The organism is Deinococcus sp. KSM4-11, from assembly GCF_004801415.1.
Lineage (GTDB): Bacteria > Deinococcota > Deinococci > Deinococcales > Deinococcaceae > Deinococcus.
The window spans coordinates 1074377-1094716 of sequence record NZ_SSNX01000001.1; the positions used below are offsets into that span (position 1 = coordinate 1074377).

Consider the following 20340-nt stretch of genomic DNA (forward strand, 5'->3'; position numbering starts at 1 on the left):
GCGAGGGGATGTGCGGGGCCGGAAGTCAGGACAGGGAAGCTCAGTCGTCGGCGGCCTGCGTCTGCGCGCCCTGCATGGCCTTGGCAGCATGCTGCACGGCCCGGACGATGTTGTGGTAGCCGGTGCAGCGACAGTAGTTGCCTTCCAGGTGGTGCCGGATGACTTCTTCGCTGGGGTCGGGGTTGTGCTTGAGCAGTTCGGCCGAGGACATGATCATGCCGGGCGTGCAGAAGCCGCACTGCAGGCCGTGTTCCTCCCAGAAGCCGGTCTGGAGCGGGTGCAGGTCGGCGACCGTGCCGAGGCCCTCGATGGTCGTGACCTCCATGCCGTCGGCCTGGACGGCCAGGACGGTGCAGCTCTTCACGGCGTCGCCGTTGACGTGCACGGTGCACGCGCCGCACTGGCTGGTGTCGCAGCCCACGTGCGTGCCGGTCAGGGCGAGTTCTTCGCGGAGAAAGTGGACGAGGAGCGTTCTGGGCTCCACGTCGCGGGTATAGGTCTTGCCGTTCACCTGAAGCGTGACGTTCATGAGGTCCTCCCACGGAATCGGTGGTGGTGCTGAGAGCGGTTCCAAACAGATTTTCTGACCGTCCCCATTCAAACACATGAAGGTTGGAAAAGGGTGTTGCCCTTCATGCCATTCAGGACGGCGAGGACTGCCGCGCGGGCGTGGCGTCCTGCACCGGCCGTTCCGGCAGGTACCGCAGCGCCAGACCCGCCAGGAAGGCGGCCAGCGCGAGCAGGGCCAGCGCAGGCCAGGCGGACGTCCAGGCCCAGCCGGAGGTGGCGGCCGCGTCCCCCGGTGCATCCATGAGGCCCAGCGACCCCAGGTCACGGGTGATGGTGGGCAGACCGACGGCCGCGCCGGGAGCGCTGTACCCGCCAGGAAGTGGGGAGTACAGGCGGGTGACATACCGACCGTCGGCCGTGGGCTGGAGCGAGATGGGCCAGGGGCCGTCCGGGCCGTCCAGGGTGATCCGGGCCGTCGGGGCCGTGACGAGCAGATCGGCGCCAGCCCGGCGCAGCGTCGGTGCGCTCAGGGCCTGCCCACCGTCGAGAGGCGTCCCGCGCACCAGCGGGGCGAGCAGCGCCGGGAACTCCGGCCGGTCGCCCAGGGAACCGCTGGCTGCGGGATTCAGGGCCAGGGCCGTGACGCTCCCGAGGCCCACGCGCCACGTGGCGGCCAGCGGATCGGCGGTCGCGCCGGTGCCCACGAGCCCCAGGGCGGTCGCCCCTGGCTTGAGCGTGGTTCTCACGTACTGACGGAGCGTGAACGTGGGGCCACCGGGCCACTGCGCCGCGAACTGCCCCGTCTTGACGGCGCTCTCGCCCTGGCTGAGGGTGTCGCGGGCCATCAGGCTGGGCACGTCCCGCCAGTCCTGGGCCTGCGCGAAGCGGCCCTCGCCCCACTCGGCCATGCTGCGCATCAGGGGCACGTGCATGCCGCTCCCCACGCTGACGGTGCTCACGGTGATGCCGGTCGCGTGCATGCGGCGGATCAGGCGCCGGTACTCGTCCGGACTGAAGATGCCGCCGTCCACCCCGTCGGTCAGCAGGATCAGGTGCTTGCGTGACGCGCTGGATTTCAGCAGTTCCTTCAACGCGGCATCCAGCGCGCGCTTGACGACGGTGCCACCCTCGGCCTCGATGCGGCCGATCTGCGAGCGGATCAGGGCGGTGTTCGTCGCGCGCGTGAGGGGCACGGCGACCTTCGGGGAGGAGTCGAAGGCGATCACGGTCACGTCGCCCTGCGGTGAGAGCAGCAGCGCCGAGTTCAGCGCCGCCGACTTGATCAGGTCGAGTTTCGTGAGCCCGCCGCCCACGGTCTCGTTCATGGAGCCGGATTTGTCGAGCACCAGCGCGAGCGCCAGCCGGGGCAGGTCACGCGGCACCCGCCCGGACATCGGCGACAGGGTTTCCAGGCTGGTGCCGATATACCCGCCTGGTCCGAACGCCTGGGCAGACCCCGCGATCAGCAGATGGCCGCCGGCCTGCACGCGGTTCGTCAGGGCGGCGCGGATCGGGGGGGCGAGCGCGGCGGCGGGCGTGTCCAGCAGCACCGTGCGCGTGGCAGCTTGAACGTCGGCCGCTCCCAGGTCGCCCGGAAGGATCGGGTGGACGGCAAGTCCCTGCACCCTCAGCGCCTGCGCCAGTGCAGTGCGCGCTGGCCCGGCCTTCCCGATGACGAGGACGGGATCTGGGGGGCCCACTGCGGTGGCCGCCACCGCCTCGACGCCCGGCTGACCGGCCCGTTCCAGCGACAGGGTGTAGCCCACCAGTCCGGGCCCGGTCTCGCGCAGAGGCAGGGTCAAGCGGTTCAGGCCCGCCCTCACTGTCACCGGGCCGTCGAGCAGCGGCACGTCTCCCCGGCGCAGCCGCAGCCGCACCGTTCCAGCCGCGCGGGCCGTGATCAGAATCTGCGCCTCGAAAGGCTGTGCAGGCTGAACGGCGCTGGGCATCTCAAAGGCTGTGATGCTCAGGGAAGGGGTGGTGGTCGCTCCCACTGTCTGGAAGACATGGCCACGTGCCCTGAGCCGGGCCAGCACGTCCGGCAGCCGCGCCGAGACAGGCCACGCCCCGTCGGGAACACGGAGGTCGGCGTGGGCGCCGGGCGGTATGCGTGCAGCGGCGAGTTCGAGTGCGGTTGCCAGATCCTGACCTGGAGTTGGCGCGACGGTCACCGTGAGCGGCGGCGCGGCCGGGCCGGGCAGGTTCACGTTCAGCACGGCCAGCAGCAGCAGCGCGGCGCTCAGGGCGTGAAGTATCAGCAACCGCCGCTGCGGTCGGGTCAGGGCGGCCCAGCGGCGGCGGCGCAGGGCCGGTTCGGACCGGATCAGTACAGCCAGCTCCACCAGCAGTGCCAGCAGGGCGAGGCCCAGGAGCGGCCGCCACAGGGCGTTCAGGCGGCTTAGCCAGTCTCCGCCAACATTTCCTTCGATGACGTTCGCGGCCGTGCCGGTGGCCTGGAGATCGGCTTCCGCCCCCGCAAGACGGTTCACGGCCAGCGGCTGACCGTCCACCCGATACACGCCCGCCGTCCAGGGAATGAAGCTCTCCCCCACCAGCGGCTGAACGCGTCCATCCGGAAGCCGGAGATCAAGCGCTCCGGCAGCGAGGGCACACGGCAGGCCGACCAGACACGGAGGCACCACCTCCTGACCTGTGTCCGGCCGGGCCAGCGCGGCCAGTCGGGCGAATAGCACGGGGAAGGCCGGCGAGTCGACCCAGCCCCCCGCCGTGGTGGACATCGCGACGCGCACGGCAGTGTGGCCCTGGGTGCGCTGTACCTCGAGGAGTGGCCCATCAGCGCCCACCAGCAGCGGGGTCGCGCTGGCCCAGCGTGGCATGGTCGCGCGCGCCTGGCGGCCCAGATCTGCCCAGGCGACCCCACTTCCCAGGGGATCGCCGGGAGCCCAGCCGAGCACCGTATCGTCGCGAGTGGCCGTGCCGGGGCCGGTCAGCCAGACGCTGACCGGCGCGAGGTCGTGACGTGGCAGACCTGAGGAGGGGCCGGTCACGACGAGCAGGTCGGCGGTACCGGGTAGGGGGATAGAGGTCGTACGCGTCACGCGGGCGCCGGGAAGGGCGGCCAGCACGCGGCCGATGGGATCATCCACGCTCTCCGGCACCGCCGCGCCCACCACGGTCACGCGCAGGGGGGCGGGTGTGGGCCGGAGCACCACCTGTGCCACGTCGTCGGCTGGGAGCACGTCGGCGCTGTCCAGGCGGACGCTCAATACGCCTCCGGTGCCGGGTGTGAAGTGCACGCTGAAGGCCGTCTCGCCCCCTGGAGCCAGGACCAGCCGGCGCTCCGCCAGGGGCGTACCACCCAGCGCGATAGTGACAGCACGTGGCCCGGCTGCGCCGTACTGGTGTACGCGTCCGGCCACCTGCCAGGGAGAGCCCGCGCGGCCCGGGATGACTGTAAGCGCGGAGATCGCGGCATTCGGCTCGCTGCCTCCGATGACCCGGATGGCGGGGCGGAATTCCGCCAGGGCAAGCGCGGCGCGGGCCCGTTCGCCAGGGCTGGCGTACACGATGAGCGGCGGCTGCGCCTGAGTACCGGTCAGGGCGCGGATGAGCCGGGCCGCCGCCGTCCAGTCCGGGGTGCCGTCGCTCGCGCCGGTTCCGGTCACCTCATCGGTCAACTCGCGGCGCAGGGCCGCTGGGTCTGCTCTGGCGACGGCAATCGGTCGGGGCACGTCGGCCACCAGCAACACGGTGCTCCGGCCCTCCAGCCGTCCACTGGCCGCCGACACGGCGGCCGTGAACCGGTTCGGGCGGACATCGGTGGCCCGCATGGCCCGTCCGGCCTCGACCAGGATCACGACCTGACCGCCGCCGACCGGCGGCGATGCGGACGGTCGGGCGAGGGCCAGCGCGACGAGCAGCAGCACCAGCCCCTGGAGGAACAGGGCGGCGCTCAACCGTGCGCGGGGCCGGGCACGGCTGGAGGAGTGCAGGGCCAGCCGCCGCCACAGGTGCACATTGCCGACTTCCACGGCGCGGGCCGCGCGGCGCTGCCGGTGAAAGTACACCAGCAGGGCGGCCAGCATGACCAGCAGCAGCCACCACGGCTGGGTCAGGGTCACCGGAGTGGCCTCACCGGATCACGCCGCGCGCCAGGAACTCGCGGAGGATCAGATGCTGGACGGCCTGATCGGAACGCACCTGGATCAGGCGCCCCCCGTGCCGGGAGAGCTGGATCCGCAGAGCCGCGTTCCAGTCGTCCAGGGCACGGCGGTACGCACTCACCGTCGCGTCGTCCAGGAAGACACTCACGCTCGAACCCGTCTCAGGTTCCTCCAGGCGGGTGAGACCCCGGCCCAATGGCGTGGGGTCGAGTTCGTCCGGGGCGAGCACCTGCACGGCCAGCACCTCCTGCGCGCGACTGTGCGCGTGCCCAATGGCCTGCGGATCGCTGTCGGCCAGGAAGTCGCCCACCAGCACGACCAGCGCGCCGCGCGGGGCCGACGCCGCCGCGTGCGTGAGGGCCGCTTGGAGCGTCATGCGTCCGGCCGGCTGGGCCCGGCCCAGGAAGCCCAGGAGTTCGGTGGCCCGGTTCACGCCCTGCATCCGGCCGCTCGACCTGACCTCGTTCCCGAAGGTTACGGCCTGCACGCTGTCGCCACCGGCCAGTCCGGCGTAGGCGAGCGCGGCGGCCAGCTGCTGGGCCAGCGCGAACTTCGCGGGCGTGCCGGTGGCCATGCTGGTGCTGGCGTCCAGCACGACCGAGATCGGCAGCTGCTGGTGCACCACGTATTCCCGCACGACGGGCACGCCCAGCCGGGCGGTCACCTGGGCGTCGAGCGCGCGGATGTCGTCGCCGGGCGCGTAGGGGCGGTGATCCGCGAACTCCAGTCCGGACCCCTTGGCGCGCGAGGGCCGCTCGCCGGCTCCGCCCTGGGCGCGGGCGCGGCCGGTGCTGCTCAGGCGGCGGCGGGCCAGTTCCTGCTGCACGGCCGGGGGAAGCTGCATGTCCGGCCCCTATGCCGAACCAAAACGATTCCAATCCAGGCCGTGAACAGATCGGCCTAGATTTCCATCGTTCCAGTTCGGCATTCTGCTCATTCTCACTGCGCTCGGCCTCGCCTTCGACTCGGCGTAGTTCTGCATTACAGCCCCTGCGCGGCCAGCAGCTTCAGGAGCAGGGCGTCGCGGTCGATGCCGTCGGCGACGCCCTCGAAATTCAGTTGCAGGCGGTGGCGCAGGGCGGGGAGCAGCACGGCGCGGATGTCCTCCGGGGCGACGTGCGCGCGGCCGGTCAGCATCGCCTGTGCCTTGGCCGCCAGCACCAGCGTCTGTGCGCCGCGTGGTGACACGCCGAAGCGCACGTACCGGCGAACCTCCGGACCGCTTTCCGGGCGGGTCGGCTGGGTGGACACGATCAGGCGTGACACGGCCTGCACCACGTCGGGCGACGCGGGCAGGGCGCGGACGATCTGCTGTGCGTCCAGCAGATCGTCGGGGGTCAGGCACTGCGGAGCCCGTTCCTGGCGCAATCCGGTCGTCTGGGCGACGATCCGCTCCAGCGTCCCGGCATCCGGAAAGGGCACGTCGACCCTGAAGAAGAAGCGGTCCATCTGGGCCTCGGGCAGCAGGTACGTGCCCTCCTGCTCGATGGGATTCTGCGTGGCCAGCACGAAGAACGGCCGGGGCAGCCCTCGCACTGTCCCGGCGACGGTCACCGTCCCCTCCTGCATGGCCTCCAGCAGCGCGGACTGGGTTTTGGGCGTGGCCCGGTTCACCTCGTCGGCCAGCAGCAGTTGCGCGAAGATCGGGCCGGGCATGAACTGCAGCGTGTTCCCGCCGCGTTCGTCCGGGGCGAGCACCAGCGTGCCGGTGATGTCGGCGGGCATCAGATCCGGCGTGAACTGCACGCGGCCCAGGTTCAGGCCGAAGGCGTCGGCGATCGTGCGCACCAGCAGCGTCTTGCCCATGCCGGGCGCGCCCTCCAGCAGCACGTGCCCGCCGGAGAGCAGGGCGACCAGCACCTGTTCCACCACCCGCTCCTGTCCCACGACGACGGCCGCGGTGGCCTCGCGGGCGCGGTGAAGGGCTGCCAGCAGGGCGTCCAGGCGACCCAGACGGTCAGCTGGGGCAGGATCCAGGGCGGTGGGCAGGTCGGTCATGGCGCAGTCCTCGCAGGGGTCAGGCGGTCGAAATACGTGCGGACGGTCGCGCGCACGTCCGGGGGGATGTCGGTGGTGGAGGTTGGGAGCTCGGGCGCGGTCTGCCACGTGCCGGCACTTACCGGTGCATGGCCGCCCTGTGACATTCCCGCTCCGGCAGGCTCCGGCGCGGCGAGCACCTGGATGCGATCCCCCAGCACCCCACTGCCGCCCAGGTCGGTGGCCGTGGTACTCCGGATGGGAGTCAGGTGGCCGACCCCGAGGCCCACACCGCTGCTCGATCCGGCCGCGCCGCCGCCGGAATCGCTGGTGCCGCTGCGGGTCTCGCCACCCGGCGGTCTGGCCCTGCTGGTCGAGGGCGGCGCGCCCCGGTTCATGTCGTTGTTCGTGAGGCAGTCCTGCACACAGCGGTCGGCTCCCTCGCTCTCGATCCCGCGCCCGCCGGACGCCGCGCGCAGGGCCGATGTGCCCGGATCGGCCTTCTGCTGCATGGGCGTCGCGCCGGGAGCGCTGGCCGGATCGTAGGGGGCCGAGGCGAGGTTCTCGGCAGGCGTGACCGACTCGTTCTGGAACTGTCCGGCCTCGCGGGAGCCGAAGGGCGTGTCCCGCGTGCGGCTGGCCTGCGCCGCCGTATCGGCCGACGAATCGCGGGCCGTGCCGGGAGTGACGCCCTGCCGCGCCTCGCGCGGCCGCTGGCTGGCCGACCGGCCCGTCGCGGGTGTGACGGCACCCGCTGGCGCCAGAGCCGACTTTGCGCTGGAGGCGGTGCTGGTCGCCTGCCCACCGGCGACCGGCTGACCGCTTCCAGGGACGGGTAGATTGGACGTTTCCGGCTCTGGCGTGGGTTCGTTCACGACTGGGGCCGACGTGTCCGGGGAGGGAGCGATGGTCGCGGTTGCTGATGCTGCGGGTGACGGTTCCTCCACGGCGACCGCCGTTGGCAGAAGCCCAGCGGTGCGGTTCAGGGCCAGAGGAGCGGGCCACCACAGCGCCGCCGCAAGGATCACCAGCGCGGCGGGCCACAGCCACGAGCGCGCCACAGGCAGGGGCAACAGGGTCTCCGGATGAAGGATGGCAGCGGCCTCGCGCGCCTGGGCGTGAACGCGGGCGTGCAGGGCCTCTTCCCACGGTTGCGGCATGTGGCCCGGCAGGGTCAGGGCCGTGGTGAGCAGGCCCGCCAGGCCCGCGTGGCGGTCAGCGGTGCGGGCAACATCCAGCGGCGTGGGGGCCGGCTGGCGCCACCACCAGACGGCCGCGAGGATCACCCCGAGAACCACGGCAAGGGTGGCTGCCGGGGCCAGAGGTATGAGCAGCAGTCCCAGCAGCCGCGCTCCTCCCAGGCTGGGCAGGGTAACCGCCGCGATCCACAGCGCATGGCGGCCCGCCAGATGCAGGCGTACCAGCCGTTCGCGGCGCTGCACCGCATTGAGCGCATCCTCCAGGGTCAGCGGCAGGGCGAGGCTCATGGACTGCGCCCCAGGAAGGTGCGAGGGAGCAGGTGACCCAGCAGGCGGCCGACGGCGGCGAACCCGAGGGCCACCAGGGCGGCGAGCACCACGTAGAACAGCAGGTGGCTGTATTCGGTGTACAGCGCGAAGAAGCGGACCTTCGCGCCCAGGCCATCGGCACGCGACAGCAGCTCGGACGCGACGACGGCCACGAAGGCGTACCACAGGGCGCGCGACAGGTACGCGCTGCGGCGTTCCTCCAGTGTCCGTCGGCCCAATGCGAAGACCTGCACTCCGGACGACAGCGCCGCCACCGTGATAGCCGTGCCGCCCCGCACCCCCAGGCTGGGGATCAGGTTCATGGCGATCAGGATCAGCACCCAGGGAATGGCGAGCAGCGTGAGCAGCCACGGCGTCATCACCGCCTCGACACGCGGGGAGCGGCGCATCACTCCGGCCAGCAGAGCGCCGCCGCCCAGACCCAGGCCCAGCGACAGCAGCAGGCGGCCGAGCGTAATGACCAGCGCCTGCTGCGCGCCGGGCCACTCGGCGGGCAGCCAGGAGAAATCGAGGGCAGGAAGGACAGTCACGCGGAGGCTCCGGGGGAACCGTCGGCCCGGCGCAGTATGGCGCGTACCTCGCGCAGCAGCGGCAGCGTGGCCGGGTCGTCCGGATCGCGGGGGCGAGGCAGGTCGATGTCCTGCGTGCCAGCCACGCCCGTGGGTGTGCCGCCCAGGACGAGTACGCGGTCGGCGAGTTGCACGGCCTCGCCGGGATGGTGGGTGACGAGCAGGGTGGTGGCCGGTCGCCGCCGCAGCAGGTCACCGAGTTCCGCGCGCAGTTCCGCCGCCGTGAGTTCGTCGAGCGCGCCGCAGGGTTCGTCGAGCAGCAGCAGGTCGGGCCGCACGACCAGTGCCCGGGCCACCGCCGCCCGCTGCGCCATGCCCAGCGACAGCTGGCCGGGACGGTCGTGGTCACGGCCGGCGAGGCCGACCAGGGCCAGGGTGCCGGGAATGTCCGCGTGGAACTCGGGCGGGCAGACCAGCGCGAGGTTCTCGTGCAGGGTGAGCCAGGGCAGCAGCCGGGCATCCTGGAACACGTAGCCGGTGCGGGGCACGGCGCTCTGCACGATCCGCCCGGAGGTGGGCGCGAGCAGACCCGCCGCGAGGTTCAGCAGCGTGCTCTTGCCGCTGCCGCTGCGGCCCAGCAGGGCCAAGATGCCGCCCGGCGGGACGTGTGCACTCACGCCGGCCACCACCTGGCGGGAACCACCCGGTGTCGGGTAGGCCAGGCCCACGTCCTCCAGGCGCAGGTCGAGGCCGCTCGCCGTTCCTGACCGCACCGTTCCTCCGGTCACAGCTCCTCCGGCGGACGGGGCGGGTTGCCCTGCCACGCGGCAGCGCGGGTGCTGATCAGGGCGAGCAGGCCGTCGAGCGCGGAGAGGATCACGGTCATGACCAGGCCGTAGGCGAGGATGCCGCGCATCTCGAACTGCTGGAAGTAGAAGGAGATCATGTACCCCACGCCGCTGGTGCGGCCAAAGACCTCGCCGAACACCACCATCTTCCACGCCAGCGAGAGTGTCACGCGGGCCGTGCCGAGCAGCGTGGGCGTGAGCTGAGGCAGGGTCACGGCACGCAGCGTGGCCGCGCGCGATAGCTGGAAGGAGCGGGCCATCTGCGCGAGTCTCGGGTCGAGGCTGCGCACGCCTTCGCGCACCTGCACCGCCACGGTGGGCAGCAGGATCACCGTAATCGAGAGGATGATGGCCCGCTCGTTCAGGCCGATGATCAGGTACGCGGCCAGCAGGATCAGGATCCGCGGCAGGGTCAGGCCCACCGCCAGCCACGGCGCGGCGAAGGCCGCCACGGTCGGGAACCGGCCCAGCGCGATCCCGAGGGGAATGCCCGCCAGCAGGGCCAGCACGAAGGCCGCCAGCACCCGCCACAGCGTAATGCCCACGTGGCCCCAGATTGCGCCCCGGCGCACCTCGCGGCCCAGGAAGTCCAGCGTGGCCCCCACGCCGGGAAAGGTTTCCGGCCCGAGCGCCCACGACAGCAGTGCCCACGTGAGCAGCAGGGACACCGCGCCGAGGGTGGGCCACAGCCACCCTCGTCCGGCCAGGTGCAGCGGACGGAACCAGGAGCGGGCGGGCACGGCGGGGCGGACGTCGGTCAACGGGCAGCACCTCTGGGGAACGGGGCGTCAGGGCTGGTAGGACGTGTTGAAGGCGCGGGTGTCCAGGCGGGTCAGGCCAACCACGTCCGGCCCCGCCACGGCGATCATCTTGCGGGTCAGCAGCAGCGTGGCGTTCAGGTCGGCGGTCGTCCAGTGGGTGGGCAGTCCGGCCGCCCACTGCGTGCGCAGCGCTGGCAACTGGCCGCGATCCGGCAGGACGTACAGGTTCGCGTCGAGCATCGCGGGCCAGAAGCTGTCGTCGGCCTTCATGCGGTCTTCGGCCAGGCGCACGGCCTTCACGAACAGGCCCAGGGTGGTGGGGTCGGTGTCGGTGCGGGCGATCAGGTACAGCAGCGGGACGGTCTGCGGCAGCCCCAGCCCTTTGAGCAGGTCGCCGCTGGAGATCAGCTGGCGGAACGTTCCGCCGGCGACCATGCGGGCCGTGTGGTGCCAGAAGGGAATGCCCGCCTGGATTTCTCCCCTGTTCATGAACTGCTCCATCAGCGGACTGGACACGGACACGACCTTCGAGGCGTCCTGCACGTCGAACCCGGCGGTGGCCTTGGTGTAGGCGCGCAGGATCAGCAGGGTCTTGTCGGTCAGGCTGGTCGCGCCCAGGGTCTTGCCCTTCAGGTCGGCCACCGCCCGGATGTCGCTGCTCTGCGGCACGACGATGCCCCCGGCCAGTAGGCTGAAGGGGTACACGGCACTGACCGGGAAGTTCTTCTGGCGCAGCAGCGTGACCTCGATGAAGTCGTCCACGACGACCTGCGCGGCGCCGGATCGCAGGGCCACGCGGGTGGCGTCCTTGCTGGCGTAGGTGGTCGCGTTCAGGGTGAAGCCCAGCTGTTTGTCGATACCGTACCGCTGGATGGCGAAGGTCACCCAGGAGAGCGTGCCACCCGCCTGCAGGCCGACGTCGATGGTCTTCTCGGCGCGGGTCGCGCCGGACAGGGCGAGCAGGGCGATGAGGCCGGTCAGGGCCCGAACGGACTGGGACATGCAACTCCTTCTGGGCAGGCCTGGGCGGCCGGCGCGGGTGAACGGGTTGTGCAGGACGGCGGGTGCCCTGCCATGATGCCGCGCCCGTGGTTGCAAAAAGGTTGTGGGCCGGCCGGTCTGGACAGGTCGGCCCGAAACGGCGCCCTGCACGCCAAATACTTGGACATACAGCTCTTCAGACACATCCGGTGGGCGCTTCGGCCATGCTAGCCTGGATCACCAAACCTTAACGATTTGGCCATACGGACCGGAACGACAGGCCGTAGCGGCGGTTTCCTGTGAACGAGGTGCGGCGGGGGATGATGAACGAACGGCTGGCCCTGGAACGGCAGAAACTGGTGCGAGCGTGGTACCGCTACGTGACGCGCCAGGCGCCGGCACAGGCCCTGCCTGACGAACCCCAGGACGAGCCGGCCCGTTCCGAGGGGAATGTCGATCAGGAGGTGGCGGCCTCATGGGCCCGTTCGGCGCTGACCGTGCCGCCGGAACGCGTGAGCGCCCCAGTCATGAGCGAATCCGAGGTGAAGCACTCCTGGCAGGAATCCCCGCTGGAATATGGGGTGCGCGGCCTGATTCCGGAACTCCGCCGCCTCGCGGAGGAGGCGGACCTGATCGTGGGCATCGGCAACACGGACGGCACGCTGCTGTGGACGGAGGGCAGCGAGCGCATGGCCGATCTGGCGACCAGCATCAACTTCGTGCCGGGCGGGCAGTGGGGCGAGGGCAGCGTGGGCACCAATGCGCTGGCGCTGGCGCTGCGCACCCGGCAACCGGTGCGGGTGTTCAGCGCTGAGCACTACGTGCAGACCGTGCACGACTGGGTGTGTTACTCCAGCCCCATCCGGGACACGCAGACCGGGGCGCTGCTGGGCGTGCTGGATTTCAGCACCACCTGGGAGCACTCCACGCCCCTCGGGCTGGCGAGCGCGCAGCATTACGCGCAGCAGATCGAGCTGGCCCTGAACGGCCGGGTGGCGGCGCCGGTCGGCGACCTGAACCTGCGCTTCTGCGGACCACCCCAGGTGAACTACGGTGGTCGGCGGCTGCACCTGACGCCGCGCCAGCACGAGCTGCTGTGCGTGCTGGCGCTGCATCCCGGCGGCCTGACCCTGGACGCCCTGCACGCGCACGTGTACGGCGACCAGCCGATCAGCCTGAGCACCCTGAAATCCGAGGTGAGCACCCTGCGCTCACTGCTCGGCGGGCAGATCGCGTCGCGCCCGTACCGCCTGAGCGTCCCGGTGCAGCTGGACGTGCAGGACGTCGAGGAACGCCTGCTGGGCGGGCAGGTGAGCGCCGCCGCTGACCTGTACGACGGGCCGCTGCTGCCCCATTCGGCCTCACCGCTGCTCACGTACTGGCGCGAGTACCTCGACGCGGCCCTGCGCGAAGCGGTGTGCCGCTCGAAGGACGCGGACTTGCTGTGGCGCTACGCCTCGCGCTTCGACGACCCCGAGGTGCTGGAGGTGCTCGAACACCTGTTGCCGGAGGACGACCACCGACTGCCGATCGCCCGCGCCCGTCGCGCCGCGCTGGACGCCGCCTTCTGAGTCAGGCCGCCCACGCCCCCCCGGTCATGCGCCCCTGGACGGCCCTGGGCCTGCTGGGCGTGGCCGTGGTGCTGAGCATGGCGCCGTGGTTCTCGGCGGCGGCGGTTCTGCCGCAGCTGCGCGCCGAGTGGCACTTGAGTCCGCAGGCGGGCTCATGGCTGGCCCTGGCCGTGCAACTGGGCTTCGTGGTCGGGGCCGTGGGCAGCGCCCTGCTGAATCTTGCGGACCGCGTGCCCACCCGGCGGCTGATGCTGCTGGGTGCCGTGGCGGCGGGCGCGGCCAACGTGGCCCTGCTGGGGGTACACACGGGCAGCGTGGCCTTCGCGCTGCGCGCCCTGGTCGGCGTGGCGCTGGCGCTGGTGTACCCGCCCGCACTCCGGGCGATGTCCGCGTACTTCACACGCGGGCGCGGTCTGGCGCTGGGCGTCATGGTGGGTGCCCTCACGCTCGGCTCGGCCTCACCGCACCTCGTGAACAGCCTGGGCGGCGCGAACTGGCGGGCCGTGATCGCGGTCACGAGTGGGCTGGCCGTTCTGGGAGGCGTGGTGGCGTCCCTGGTCGGCCCCGGCCCGTACCGCGCGCCAGCCCCGCCCTTCCGGCCCGCGCAGGCGTGGCGGGTGCTGGGCACCCGTGGCCCCGCCCTGGCGACCCTGGGTTACCTGGGGCACATGTGGGAGCTGTACGCGATGTGGACGTGGTTCGCGCTCTATTTCACCGGCGTGCTTGGCGGCCCCAGCGTCGCGGGGGTCACGCAGCGCGCGGCCCTGGCGACCTTCGTCGTGGTGGGGGTGGGCACACTGGGCTGCGTGCTGGGTGGACTGCTGGGGGATCGCTGGGGCCGCACCCGCGTGACGGAACTGTCGATGTGGCTCTCGGGTGGGAGCGCCGCGCTGCTGGCGATCCTGGTGAACGCGCCGCCCGCCGTGGTGCTGGGCATCAGCGTGTTCTGGGGCTTCTGGATCATCGCGGACTCCGCGCAGTTCAGCACGATCGTCAGCGAGATCGCTGACCCGGCCTACGTGGGCACGGCCATGACCGCGCAGCTCGCCCTGGGTTTCACCCTGACTGCCGTCAGTATCGCCCTGGTGCCTGCCCTGGAGCCGCGTATCGGTTGGCGCGGCATCTTCTTGCTGTGGAGTGTGGGGCCGCTGGTCGGCGCGCTGGCCATGCGGGCGCTGCGGGCCACGCCGGACGCGGCGCGGATCGCGGGCGGACGCGGCTGAACGGAGTGGAGCCGACGTCCGGTTCAACGTCGCGCCGGGTGGCCCGGCGTCTCCCCCACCGCCTGATTTTGATGAGCTGAACGGGTGCCCGCACGGTGGGGTTCGGTGGCGAAGACCCATCTTCCGGCCACCTACGTATGCGATCCCCTTCCGAATTGACCCCTCCGTATGTGCCTCCGGGCGTCCAACCCACTCCCAACCCGGACTGCCTACAGTGAACTTCGATCTTACAAACGACCGTCCGGATTAAGGCCACACCGCCCTGCCGTGCGCAGGGGCATGTATGGAGTTCACCCATGACTGATGTCTACCCCACCCGCCGAACGTTCCTGAAACTCACGGCTGCGGCCGGCGCCGCCAGCGTCATCGCCGGGCCGGGCCGCGCGGGCGCCCAGACCGCCACTGACCCCGCCAAGGCCAGCGACCTGCTGCTGCACCAGGATGGACCGAACCAGGGCAAACCCGTCAAGGCCAGCGAACTCAAGGTCGGTACCGCCGTGTGGGCGGTGGCCGTCGATCCCAAGACCAAGAAGCCCCGCGACGCGACCAAGGGCGGCGTGGTGCTCGTGAAACTCGCCAGTGGCAAGATCCAGGCGAGCAGCAAGCCGAACGCGGCGGGCGACATCGTCGCGTACTCCAGCGTCTGCACCCACCAGGGCTGCCCGGCCAAGGAGATCGGCTCCATCGGGCAGGGCACCGGGAACATTATCTGCACCTGCCACGGCAGCATCTACGATCCGGCCGACAACGCCACGGTGCTGGGAGGTCCGGCGCCCAAGCGGCTGCCCGCCCTGCCCATCAAGCTTGACGGGGGCGGTCAGGTGGTCGCCAAGGCCGGCTTCACCGGCAGGATCGGCCCCAAGTAGGACTGAGCCCACCACGTCTCCGCCCGGGCTGTCCGGGACGCGCCAGTGCAGGGCCGGTTTCCGCCGGCAAAAGGGAGGAACATGAAGGGATCGCAGAATGTTGGGAAAATGGCCCGTCTTGGTGCGCTGCTCGCCGTCGGCGTGTCACTGCTGGGCCTGGCGTCCGCGCAGATGAGCGCGTATTCCAGCGTGACGGACGCCCGACTGGCCACGCCCGAAGCCGCGAACTGGCTGTCCACGCGCGGCAACGCGATGAACTGGGGCTACTCGGCGCTGGACAAGATCACCCCTGCGAACGTCGCGAAACTGTCCCCGGTGTGGGCGTACTCGACCGGGCAGACCGAGGGCCACGAGGCCGCGCCCATCGTGAACAACGGCGTCATGTTCGTGTCGGCGCCCATGAACAAACTGTTCGCGCTGGACGCCACGACCGGCACCCTGATCTGGAAGTACGAGCGTGAACTGCCGGACGACATCACCTCCTGCTGTGACGTGGTGAACCGCGGCGTGGCCGTGTACGGCGACATGGTGTTCATGGGCACCCTGGACGCCCACATGCTGGCTTTCAATGCGAAGACAGGCAAGATCGTCTGGGACCGCACCATTGAGGACTACAAGAAGCGCTACACGATCACGTCCGCGCCGCTGATGGCCAACGGGCACCTCGTGACCGGCGTGCACGGCGGCGAGTACGGCATCCGCGGCTTCCTGGAGGCCATGGATCCCAAGACCGGCAAGAGCATGTGGAAGTCCTACACCACCATGAAGGGCTCCTACCCGAACGGGGCCGAAGCGCAGGGGGGCGCGCCCACCTGGCTGACCGGCGCGTACGACGCGGGCAGCAAGACCATCTACTGGGGCACCGGCAACCCCAGTCCGTGGATGGATCCGCGCCGCAAGACCACCGACGACCTGAAGTGGAGTTCCTCGCTGCTGGCCGTGGACGCCGACACCGGCAAGATCAAGCAGGGCTTCCAGTACTCCCCGAACGACGCCTGGGATTACGACGGCGTGAACGAGCCCGTGCTGATCGACACCATGGTGAACGGCAAGAGCACCAAGAGCGTGGTGACCGCACACCGCAACGGGTACCTGTACCGCTTCGACCGCACGGGCGGCGGCGTGAAGTACCTGAACGCCGAGAAGTACGTGACCGTCACGGCCTACAAGGGCCTGGACGCGAGTGGCCGTCCGATCTGGGATCCGCAGCACCGGCCGGACATCGGCAAGCAGGTGAACTCCTGCCCGAGCTTCCTGGGCGGCAAGAACTGGCACCCGGTCGCGTACTCTCCCCAGACGAAACTGGTGTATATCCCGTCGAACGAGTGGTGCATGACCATCAAGGGCGCGCAGACGAAGTACGCCGCCGGGGAGGCCTACGTGGGCGCCGAGTTCGAGTTGAACGCCGTGCCGAACCTGAACTACGTGGGCAACCTGCAGGCCGTCGATCCCGCGACCGGCAAGCAGGTCTGGCACCAGACCTTCAAGGCCCCGCTGTGGGGCGGCGTGCTCACCACGGCCGGCGGCCTGGTGTTCACGGGCACCACGGCCGATCGCGATTTCGTCGCCTTCGACGCGAAGAACGGCAAGAAGCTGTGGTCGTTCAAGACGAACTCGGGCGTGATCGGGCAGCCGATCAGCTACTCCGTGAACGGCAAGCAGTACGTCGCGGTGTTCAGCGGCTACGGCGGCGCGATCCCGCTGTGGGCCGGCCCGATGGCGCAGCTGACCAAGGACGTGCCGCGCGGCGGCGTGCTGTGGGTCTTCGCGGTCAACTGAACCTGAGCGGCGCGATCTGAAGGCGTGCGCGGGTGGGGGCAACTCCACGTGCGCACGCCCCTTCCGTTCGAAACCGCTCCGACTCCTGGAGGAACATGAAACGCTTCATCACGGTCATCCTGACTCTGGCGCTGGCCAGCGTGGGCGGCGCGCAGGAGGATCCGAACTCTCCGACGAGTACCATCGGGCCGCTGCGCAGCGGCAGCGCCATGACCTTCTGCCTGGATCAGCAGAACCCCATCTGGAAGTTCGAGCAGGACCTGGCGGTCGCCGTGGCGCGCTCGCTGGGCCGCAAGGCGGAATTCTATGTGCACCGCACGCCGCTGCCGGATCTGGACACGGCGCCGCAACCGCTGGACCGCACCGAGCTGATGAGGCTGTTCGCGCACCGCTGCGACATCTACCCCGGGCTGGTGGGCAGCACCACGCCCGCCTTCGACTATCCGGCCGACGAGCAGATGTACGCCACGCGGCCGTACCTGAAGGTCAGCTACCTGTTCGTGAGCCACGATCCCAAGGTCGCCAACCTGGCGCAGCTGCCGAAGACCATGCCGATCAGCATGGAACGCAATGGGCTGCCCGCGTACTTCATGTACGCCACGCGGCGCGACCAGTTCACGGATCGGCCGGTGGAGACCGCCGCGCGGCTGGTCGATGACCTGAAGACCGGCAAGGCCAGGGTCGGGATGACCTTTGCCTCGCAGCTGTACCCGCGCGTGCCCGATCTGAAGAAGGTGGGCCTGAGTGCGCAGCCAGTGGTGGGGCTGCCGAACATGACGTGGTACATCATCTACGGCCTGCGGCGCGATCGGCCGAGCCTGCGCACACAGGTGGACGGCGCGATCACCCGCCTGATCCAGCGGGGCGAAGTGCAGAAGCTGCTGGTGAAGTACGGCCTGAACCGACCGGGCGTCGCGGTGGCCGGCGTGTCAGATGCCCGGCCGCAGTCCGAGAGTTTCAAGGACAACTGACCGTGACGACCACCGATCGGGCCGTGATCGACGTGCAGGGCGTGCAGTACGCCTACGGGGACGTGCAGGCGCTGCGTGGCGTGAGCTTCACGGTACCGCGCGGCAGTTTCTTTGCGCTGCTCGGCCCCAACGGCGCGGGCAAGAGCACCCTGGTCTCGCTGATGAGTACGCTGCTGCCCCTGCAGTCGGGCACGCTGGAGGTCGCGGGGCTGGACGTGCGGCGGCAGTCCTCGGCGGTGCGGCGGCGGCTGGGCCTGGTCTTTCAGGAACCCAGCCTGGACGAGCGGCTGACGGTGCTGGAGAACCTCGACTTTCACGGGCGCATCTACGGACTGCGCGGGCGGGAACGGCAGGAGCGGGCAGAACACGTGCTGGGCGTGGTCGAACTGACCGAATGGCAGAACGCCTCGGCGCGGATTCTGTCGCGCGGCATGAAACGCCGCCTAGAGATCGCGCGCGGCGTGATGCACGATCCGGATCTGCTGATCCTGGACGAGCCGACGACCGGGCTGGACGTGCAGAGCCGCCGCGCCGTGTGGTCCTACCTGCAGGCGTTGCGGCGCGACACCGGGCTGTCGCTGCTGCTGACCACCCACCAGATCGAGGAGGCCGAGGACGCCGATCTGGTCGCCATCATCGACCGGGGCGAGGTGCTGGCCTTCGGCACGCCGCAGTCCCTGCGCGAAAGTCTGGGCGGCATGGTCGTGACCCTGCGCGGCGTGCCGGACGACCTGCGCGCCGAGGTGCGGAGCGGCGTGCCCGGCGCGATGGTCGAGGAAACGGGCGACACCCTGCGGCTGCGCGTGGCCGATCCCGCGCCGATCCTTGCGCGCCTCGCCCCGGACCTGCCGCGCCTGACGGGCCTGAGCGTGCAGGCCGCCAGCCTGGAGGACGTGTTCTTGAACCTGACCGGGCGGGCGCTGCGGGAGGAACGCGCCGTGGTGGGCGCGACCCGCGTGTCGCCCACCGATGGCCGGGGGTTCCGTTGACCCGTCAGCAGCTGGGCGGGGCGACGACCGGCGGGCGCTACTACCTGGCGTGCCTGTACGCCATCTGGTCACGCGAGGTCAAGCGCAGCGTGCGCGAGAGCGGGCAACTGGTGGGCGCGTTCTCCAGGCCGCTGCTGTGGGTGATCATCTTCGGAGTAGGCCTCACGCCGTACTTCCGCACGGGCCTGCGCGAGACGACCTTCGTGGTGCCGTTCACGTACATGCAGTACATCTTCCCGGCGGTGGTGGTACTGAACATCCTGTACCCCAGCATCCAGTCGGCGGTGAGCCTGATCTACGACCGGCAGTTCGGCTTCTTCCGCGAGGTGTTCGCGTCGCCCGTACCGCGCAGCGCGGTGTTTTTCGGCAAGCTGCTGGGCGGCGCGACGGTCGCCACGTTGCAGGGCGGACTGGTGCTGCTGCTGGGGCCGTACGTGGACGTGCCCATGCCGCCCCAGGTGCTGCCGGGCGTCCTGGGCACCATGTTCCTGGTGTCGCTGTCGTTCACGGCGGTGGGCCTGCTGATCGCGTCGCGGCTGAAGTCCTTCGAGGGCTTCGGGGTGTTCAGCAACGCCCTGATCCTGCCGCTGTACTTCCTGGCCAGCAGCGTGTTCCCGCTCGATCCGAGCCTCAGCGTGCAGCAGCAGCAGCAGGTGTTTCCGCCGTGGCTGGTGCTGCTGGTGCGCGCCAATCCCCTGACGTACGCCATCGATCTGCTGCGGCACTTCATCATCGATTACCACGAGCACAACCTGGGCCTGGACGTGGGCGTGGTGCTCGTGCTGACGGCCCTGGCGTGTACCCTGTCGTTCCGGGAGTTCCGGCGGTGAGCCGCCCGCCCGCACCGCCCCCCGTGCGCCGGGCCTGGCGGCCAGCGGGCAGCACCGTGTTCATCGTGCTCGGGGTGCTGGCGTATCTCGCGCTGCGGCAGTTGCCGCCGGACAACTCGCTGGCGCGCGTGAAGGCGGCGGGCGTGCTGAACGTGTGCCTGCCCCCCAGCCTGCCGCCCTTCGTGAGCAGCGACGGAAACAGTGCCACCGGCCGTGAAGCCGCCATGATCGACCGCGTGGCGAAGCGGGTGGGCGTCCCGGTCGGCTGGAATGTGCAGCCGGCGTGGGGCACCTCGCCGGATCCGGTGGACTGGGGCGTGCGGCCGGAATCGTGCGACCTGCTGGCGGGCGGCATCATCGTGAATGCCGAGACGCAGGGGCTGATGCAGGTGCTCCCCTACGCGCGCACCGGCTGGGCACAGCTCACGACCGGTGCCGCGCCGAAGCATCTGGCAGTACTGACGAACCACTGGGGCCTGGCTGCCGATGACGCCTTTGCGTGGGCGGACGGACAAAGCCTGGACTTCCTGGCCTACCCGTCGGCGGTGGACGCCCTCGCGGCGCTGCGGTCGGGCGAGCGCGACAGCGTCCTGGCCCTCAGGGACGAGGTGACGTGGCTGCAAGGGCAGGTACCGGGCAGCTCGATCCATGAGATCGGCGGCCTCCCGGAGCAGACGCTCGCGCTGGGGATGTGGAAGAACAACATCACGCTCAAGCGCGAGGTGCTCTCCGTGATTCCGGCCCTGCCCCGGCCCTGAATCGGGAGGGCGAACCGGGCGACGGGTTCGTCTGGGCAAGACAGTTGTGGGTGCGACAGACGCCATTTATGGAGGGTGTACACTCGGTGAAAGCTGGGTTCCATCCCAGCGGAT

17 protein-coding genes are annotated in these 20340 nt (G+C 70.5%); 8 read left to right on the top strand and 9 right to left on the bottom strand.

The window, feature by feature from the left end:
- Positions 1 to 40: 40 nt before the first annotated feature.
- The 9 genes from E7T09_RS05395 to E7T09_RS05435 form a co-directional block, all read right to left on the bottom strand.
- Positions 41 to 529 (bottom strand): (2Fe-2S)-binding protein, encoded by a 489-nt coding sequence (locus E7T09_RS05395; RefSeq protein ID WP_136388065.1) that lies wholly within the window; start codon positions 527 to 529, stop codon positions 41 to 43.
- Between the two features lie 112 nt (positions 530 to 641).
- Complete coding sequence (locus E7T09_RS05400; protein WP_136388066.1) at positions 642 to 4592, bottom strand: VWA domain-containing protein; 3951 nt, start codon at positions 4590 to 4592, stop codon at positions 642 to 644.
- A gap of 10 nt (positions 4593 to 4602) precedes the next feature.
- Complete coding sequence (locus tag E7T09_RS05405; protein WP_136388067.1) at positions 4603 to 5478, bottom strand: DUF58 domain-containing protein; 876 nt, start codon at positions 5476 to 5478, stop codon at positions 4603 to 4605.
- 137 nt (positions 5479 to 5615) lie between these two features.
- Positions 5616 to 6632 carry a MoxR family ATPase gene (locus tag E7T09_RS05410; protein WP_136388068.1) on the bottom strand — a complete coding sequence of 339 codons (1017 nt, stop codon included), beginning with the start codon at positions 6630 to 6632 and terminating at the stop codon, positions 5616 to 5618.
- The gene (locus E7T09_RS05415) at positions 6629 to 8098 is read right to left on the bottom strand and encodes a hypothetical protein (protein WP_136388069.1); all 1470 of its coding nucleotides are present in this window, start codon (positions 8096 to 8098) and stop codon (positions 6629 to 6631) included. Before E7T09_RS05415 ends, E7T09_RS05410 begins: the two co-directional genes overlap by 4 nt.
- Positions 8095 to 8670 carry a hypothetical protein gene (locus tag E7T09_RS05420; protein WP_136388070.1) on the bottom strand — a complete coding sequence of 192 codons (576 nt, stop codon included), beginning with the start codon at positions 8668 to 8670 and terminating at the stop codon, positions 8095 to 8097. Before E7T09_RS05420 ends, E7T09_RS05415 begins: the two co-directional genes overlap by 4 nt.
- Positions 8667 to 9437 carry an ABC transporter ATP-binding protein gene (locus E7T09_RS05425; protein ID WP_136388071.1) on the bottom strand — a complete coding sequence of 257 codons (771 nt, stop codon included), beginning with the start codon at positions 9435 to 9437 and terminating at the stop codon, positions 8667 to 8669. The genes E7T09_RS05420 and E7T09_RS05425 overlap by 4 nt, the downstream gene beginning before the upstream one ends.
- Positions 9434 to 10258, bottom strand: coding sequence for an ABC transporter permease (locus tag E7T09_RS05430; RefSeq protein ID WP_136388072.1), 825 nt, complete (start codon positions 10256 to 10258; stop codon positions 9434 to 9436). The genes E7T09_RS05425 and E7T09_RS05430 overlap by 4 nt, the downstream gene beginning before the upstream one ends.
- A 27-nt stretch (positions 10259 to 10285) precedes the next feature.
- Positions 10286 to 11260: an ABC transporter substrate-binding protein gene (locus tag E7T09_RS05435; protein WP_136388073.1), complete on the bottom strand. Its 975-nt coding sequence runs from the start codon at positions 11258 to 11260 to the stop codon at positions 10286 to 10288.
- Positions 11261 to 11559: 299 nt separating this feature from the next.
- Between E7T09_RS05435 and E7T09_RS05440 the strand changes: the two genes are divergently transcribed.
- The 8 genes from E7T09_RS05440 (at position 11560) to E7T09_RS05470 (ending at position 20226) form a co-directional block, all read left to right on the top strand.
- On the top strand, positions 11560 to 12810 hold the full coding sequence (locus E7T09_RS05440; protein WP_136388074.1) for a helix-turn-helix domain-containing protein: 1251 nt from the start codon (positions 11560 to 11562) through the stop codon (positions 12808 to 12810).
- Positions 12811 to 12836: 26 nt separating this feature from the next.
- Positions 12837 to 14033 carry an MFS transporter gene (locus E7T09_RS05445; protein ID WP_136388075.1) on the top strand — a complete coding sequence of 399 codons (1197 nt, stop codon included), beginning with the start codon at positions 12837 to 12839 and terminating at the stop codon, positions 14031 to 14033.
- A 296-nt stretch (positions 14034 to 14329) separates the two neighbouring features.
- Entirely contained in the window at positions 14330 to 14899 is a 570-nt protein-coding gene (locus E7T09_RS05450; RefSeq protein WP_136388496.1) for a ubiquinol-cytochrome c reductase iron-sulfur subunit, read from the top strand.
- 108 nt (positions 14900 to 15007) lie between these two features.
- Positions 15008 to 16678, top strand: coding sequence for a PQQ-dependent dehydrogenase, methanol/ethanol family (locus tag E7T09_RS05455; protein ID WP_168734706.1), 1671 nt, complete (start codon positions 15008 to 15010; stop codon positions 16676 to 16678).
- Positions 16679 to 16773: 95 nt separating this feature from the next.
- Positions 16774 to 17649 (top strand): ABC transporter substrate-binding protein, encoded by an 876-nt coding sequence (locus tag E7T09_RS21835; protein ID WP_168734707.1) that lies wholly within the window; start codon positions 16774 to 16776, stop codon positions 17647 to 17649.
- Positions 17650 to 17651: 2 nt separating this feature from the next.
- The gene (locus tag E7T09_RS22050) at positions 17652 to 18638 is read left to right on the top strand and encodes an ABC transporter ATP-binding protein (RefSeq protein ID WP_205746942.1); all 987 of its coding nucleotides are present in this window, start codon (positions 17652 to 17654) and stop codon (positions 18636 to 18638) included.
- Positions 18635 to 19468, top strand: a complete 834-nt coding sequence (locus E7T09_RS22055; protein ID WP_205746943.1) for an ABC transporter permease — start codon at positions 18635 to 18637, stop codon at positions 19466 to 19468. Before E7T09_RS22050 ends, E7T09_RS22055 begins: the two co-directional genes overlap by 4 nt.
- The gene (locus E7T09_RS05470) at positions 19465 to 20226 is read left to right on the top strand and encodes a transporter substrate-binding domain-containing protein (RefSeq protein WP_168734708.1); all 762 of its coding nucleotides are present in this window, start codon (positions 19465 to 19467) and stop codon (positions 20224 to 20226) included. The genes E7T09_RS22055 and E7T09_RS05470 overlap by 4 nt, the downstream gene beginning before the upstream one ends.
- The last annotated feature ends 114 nt before the right edge of the window (positions 20227 to 20340 follow it).

Coding starts and splice junctions, on each gene's coding strand:
- E7T09_RS05395 (WP_136388065.1), bottom strand. CDS start 529: ATGAACGTCACGCTTCAGGTGAACGGCAAGACCTATACCCGCGACGTG.
- E7T09_RS05405 (WP_136388067.1), bottom strand. CDS start 5,478: ATGCAGCTTCCCCCGGCCGTGCAGCAGGAACTGGCCCGCCGCCGCCTG.
- E7T09_RS05410 (WP_136388068.1), bottom strand. CDS start 6,632: ATGACCGACCTGCCCACCGCCCTGGATCCTGCCCCAGCTGACCGTCTG.
- E7T09_RS05415 (WP_136388069.1), bottom strand. CDS start 8,098: ATGAGCCTCGCCCTGCCGCTGACCCTGGAGGATGCGCTCAATGCGGTG.
- E7T09_RS05435 (WP_136388073.1), bottom strand. CDS start 11,260: ATGTCCCAGTCCGTTCGGGCCCTGACCGGCCTCATCGCCCTGCTCGCC.
- E7T09_RS05440 (WP_136388074.1), top strand. CDS start 11,560: ATGATGAACGAACGGCTGGCCCTGGAACGGCAGAAACTGGTGCGAGCG.
- E7T09_RS05445 (WP_136388075.1), top strand. CDS start 12,837: ATGCGCCCCTGGACGGCCCTGGGCCTGCTGGGCGTGGCCGTGGTGCTG.
- E7T09_RS05450 (WP_136388496.1), top strand. CDS start 14,330: ATGACTGATGTCTACCCCACCCGCCGAACGTTCCTGAAACTCACGGCT.
- E7T09_RS05455 (WP_168734706.1), top strand. CDS start 15,008: ATGGCCCGTCTTGGTGCGCTGCTCGCCGTCGGCGTGTCACTGCTGGGC.
- E7T09_RS21835 (WP_168734707.1), top strand. CDS start 16,774: ATGAAACGCTTCATCACGGTCATCCTGACTCTGGCGCTGGCCAGCGTG.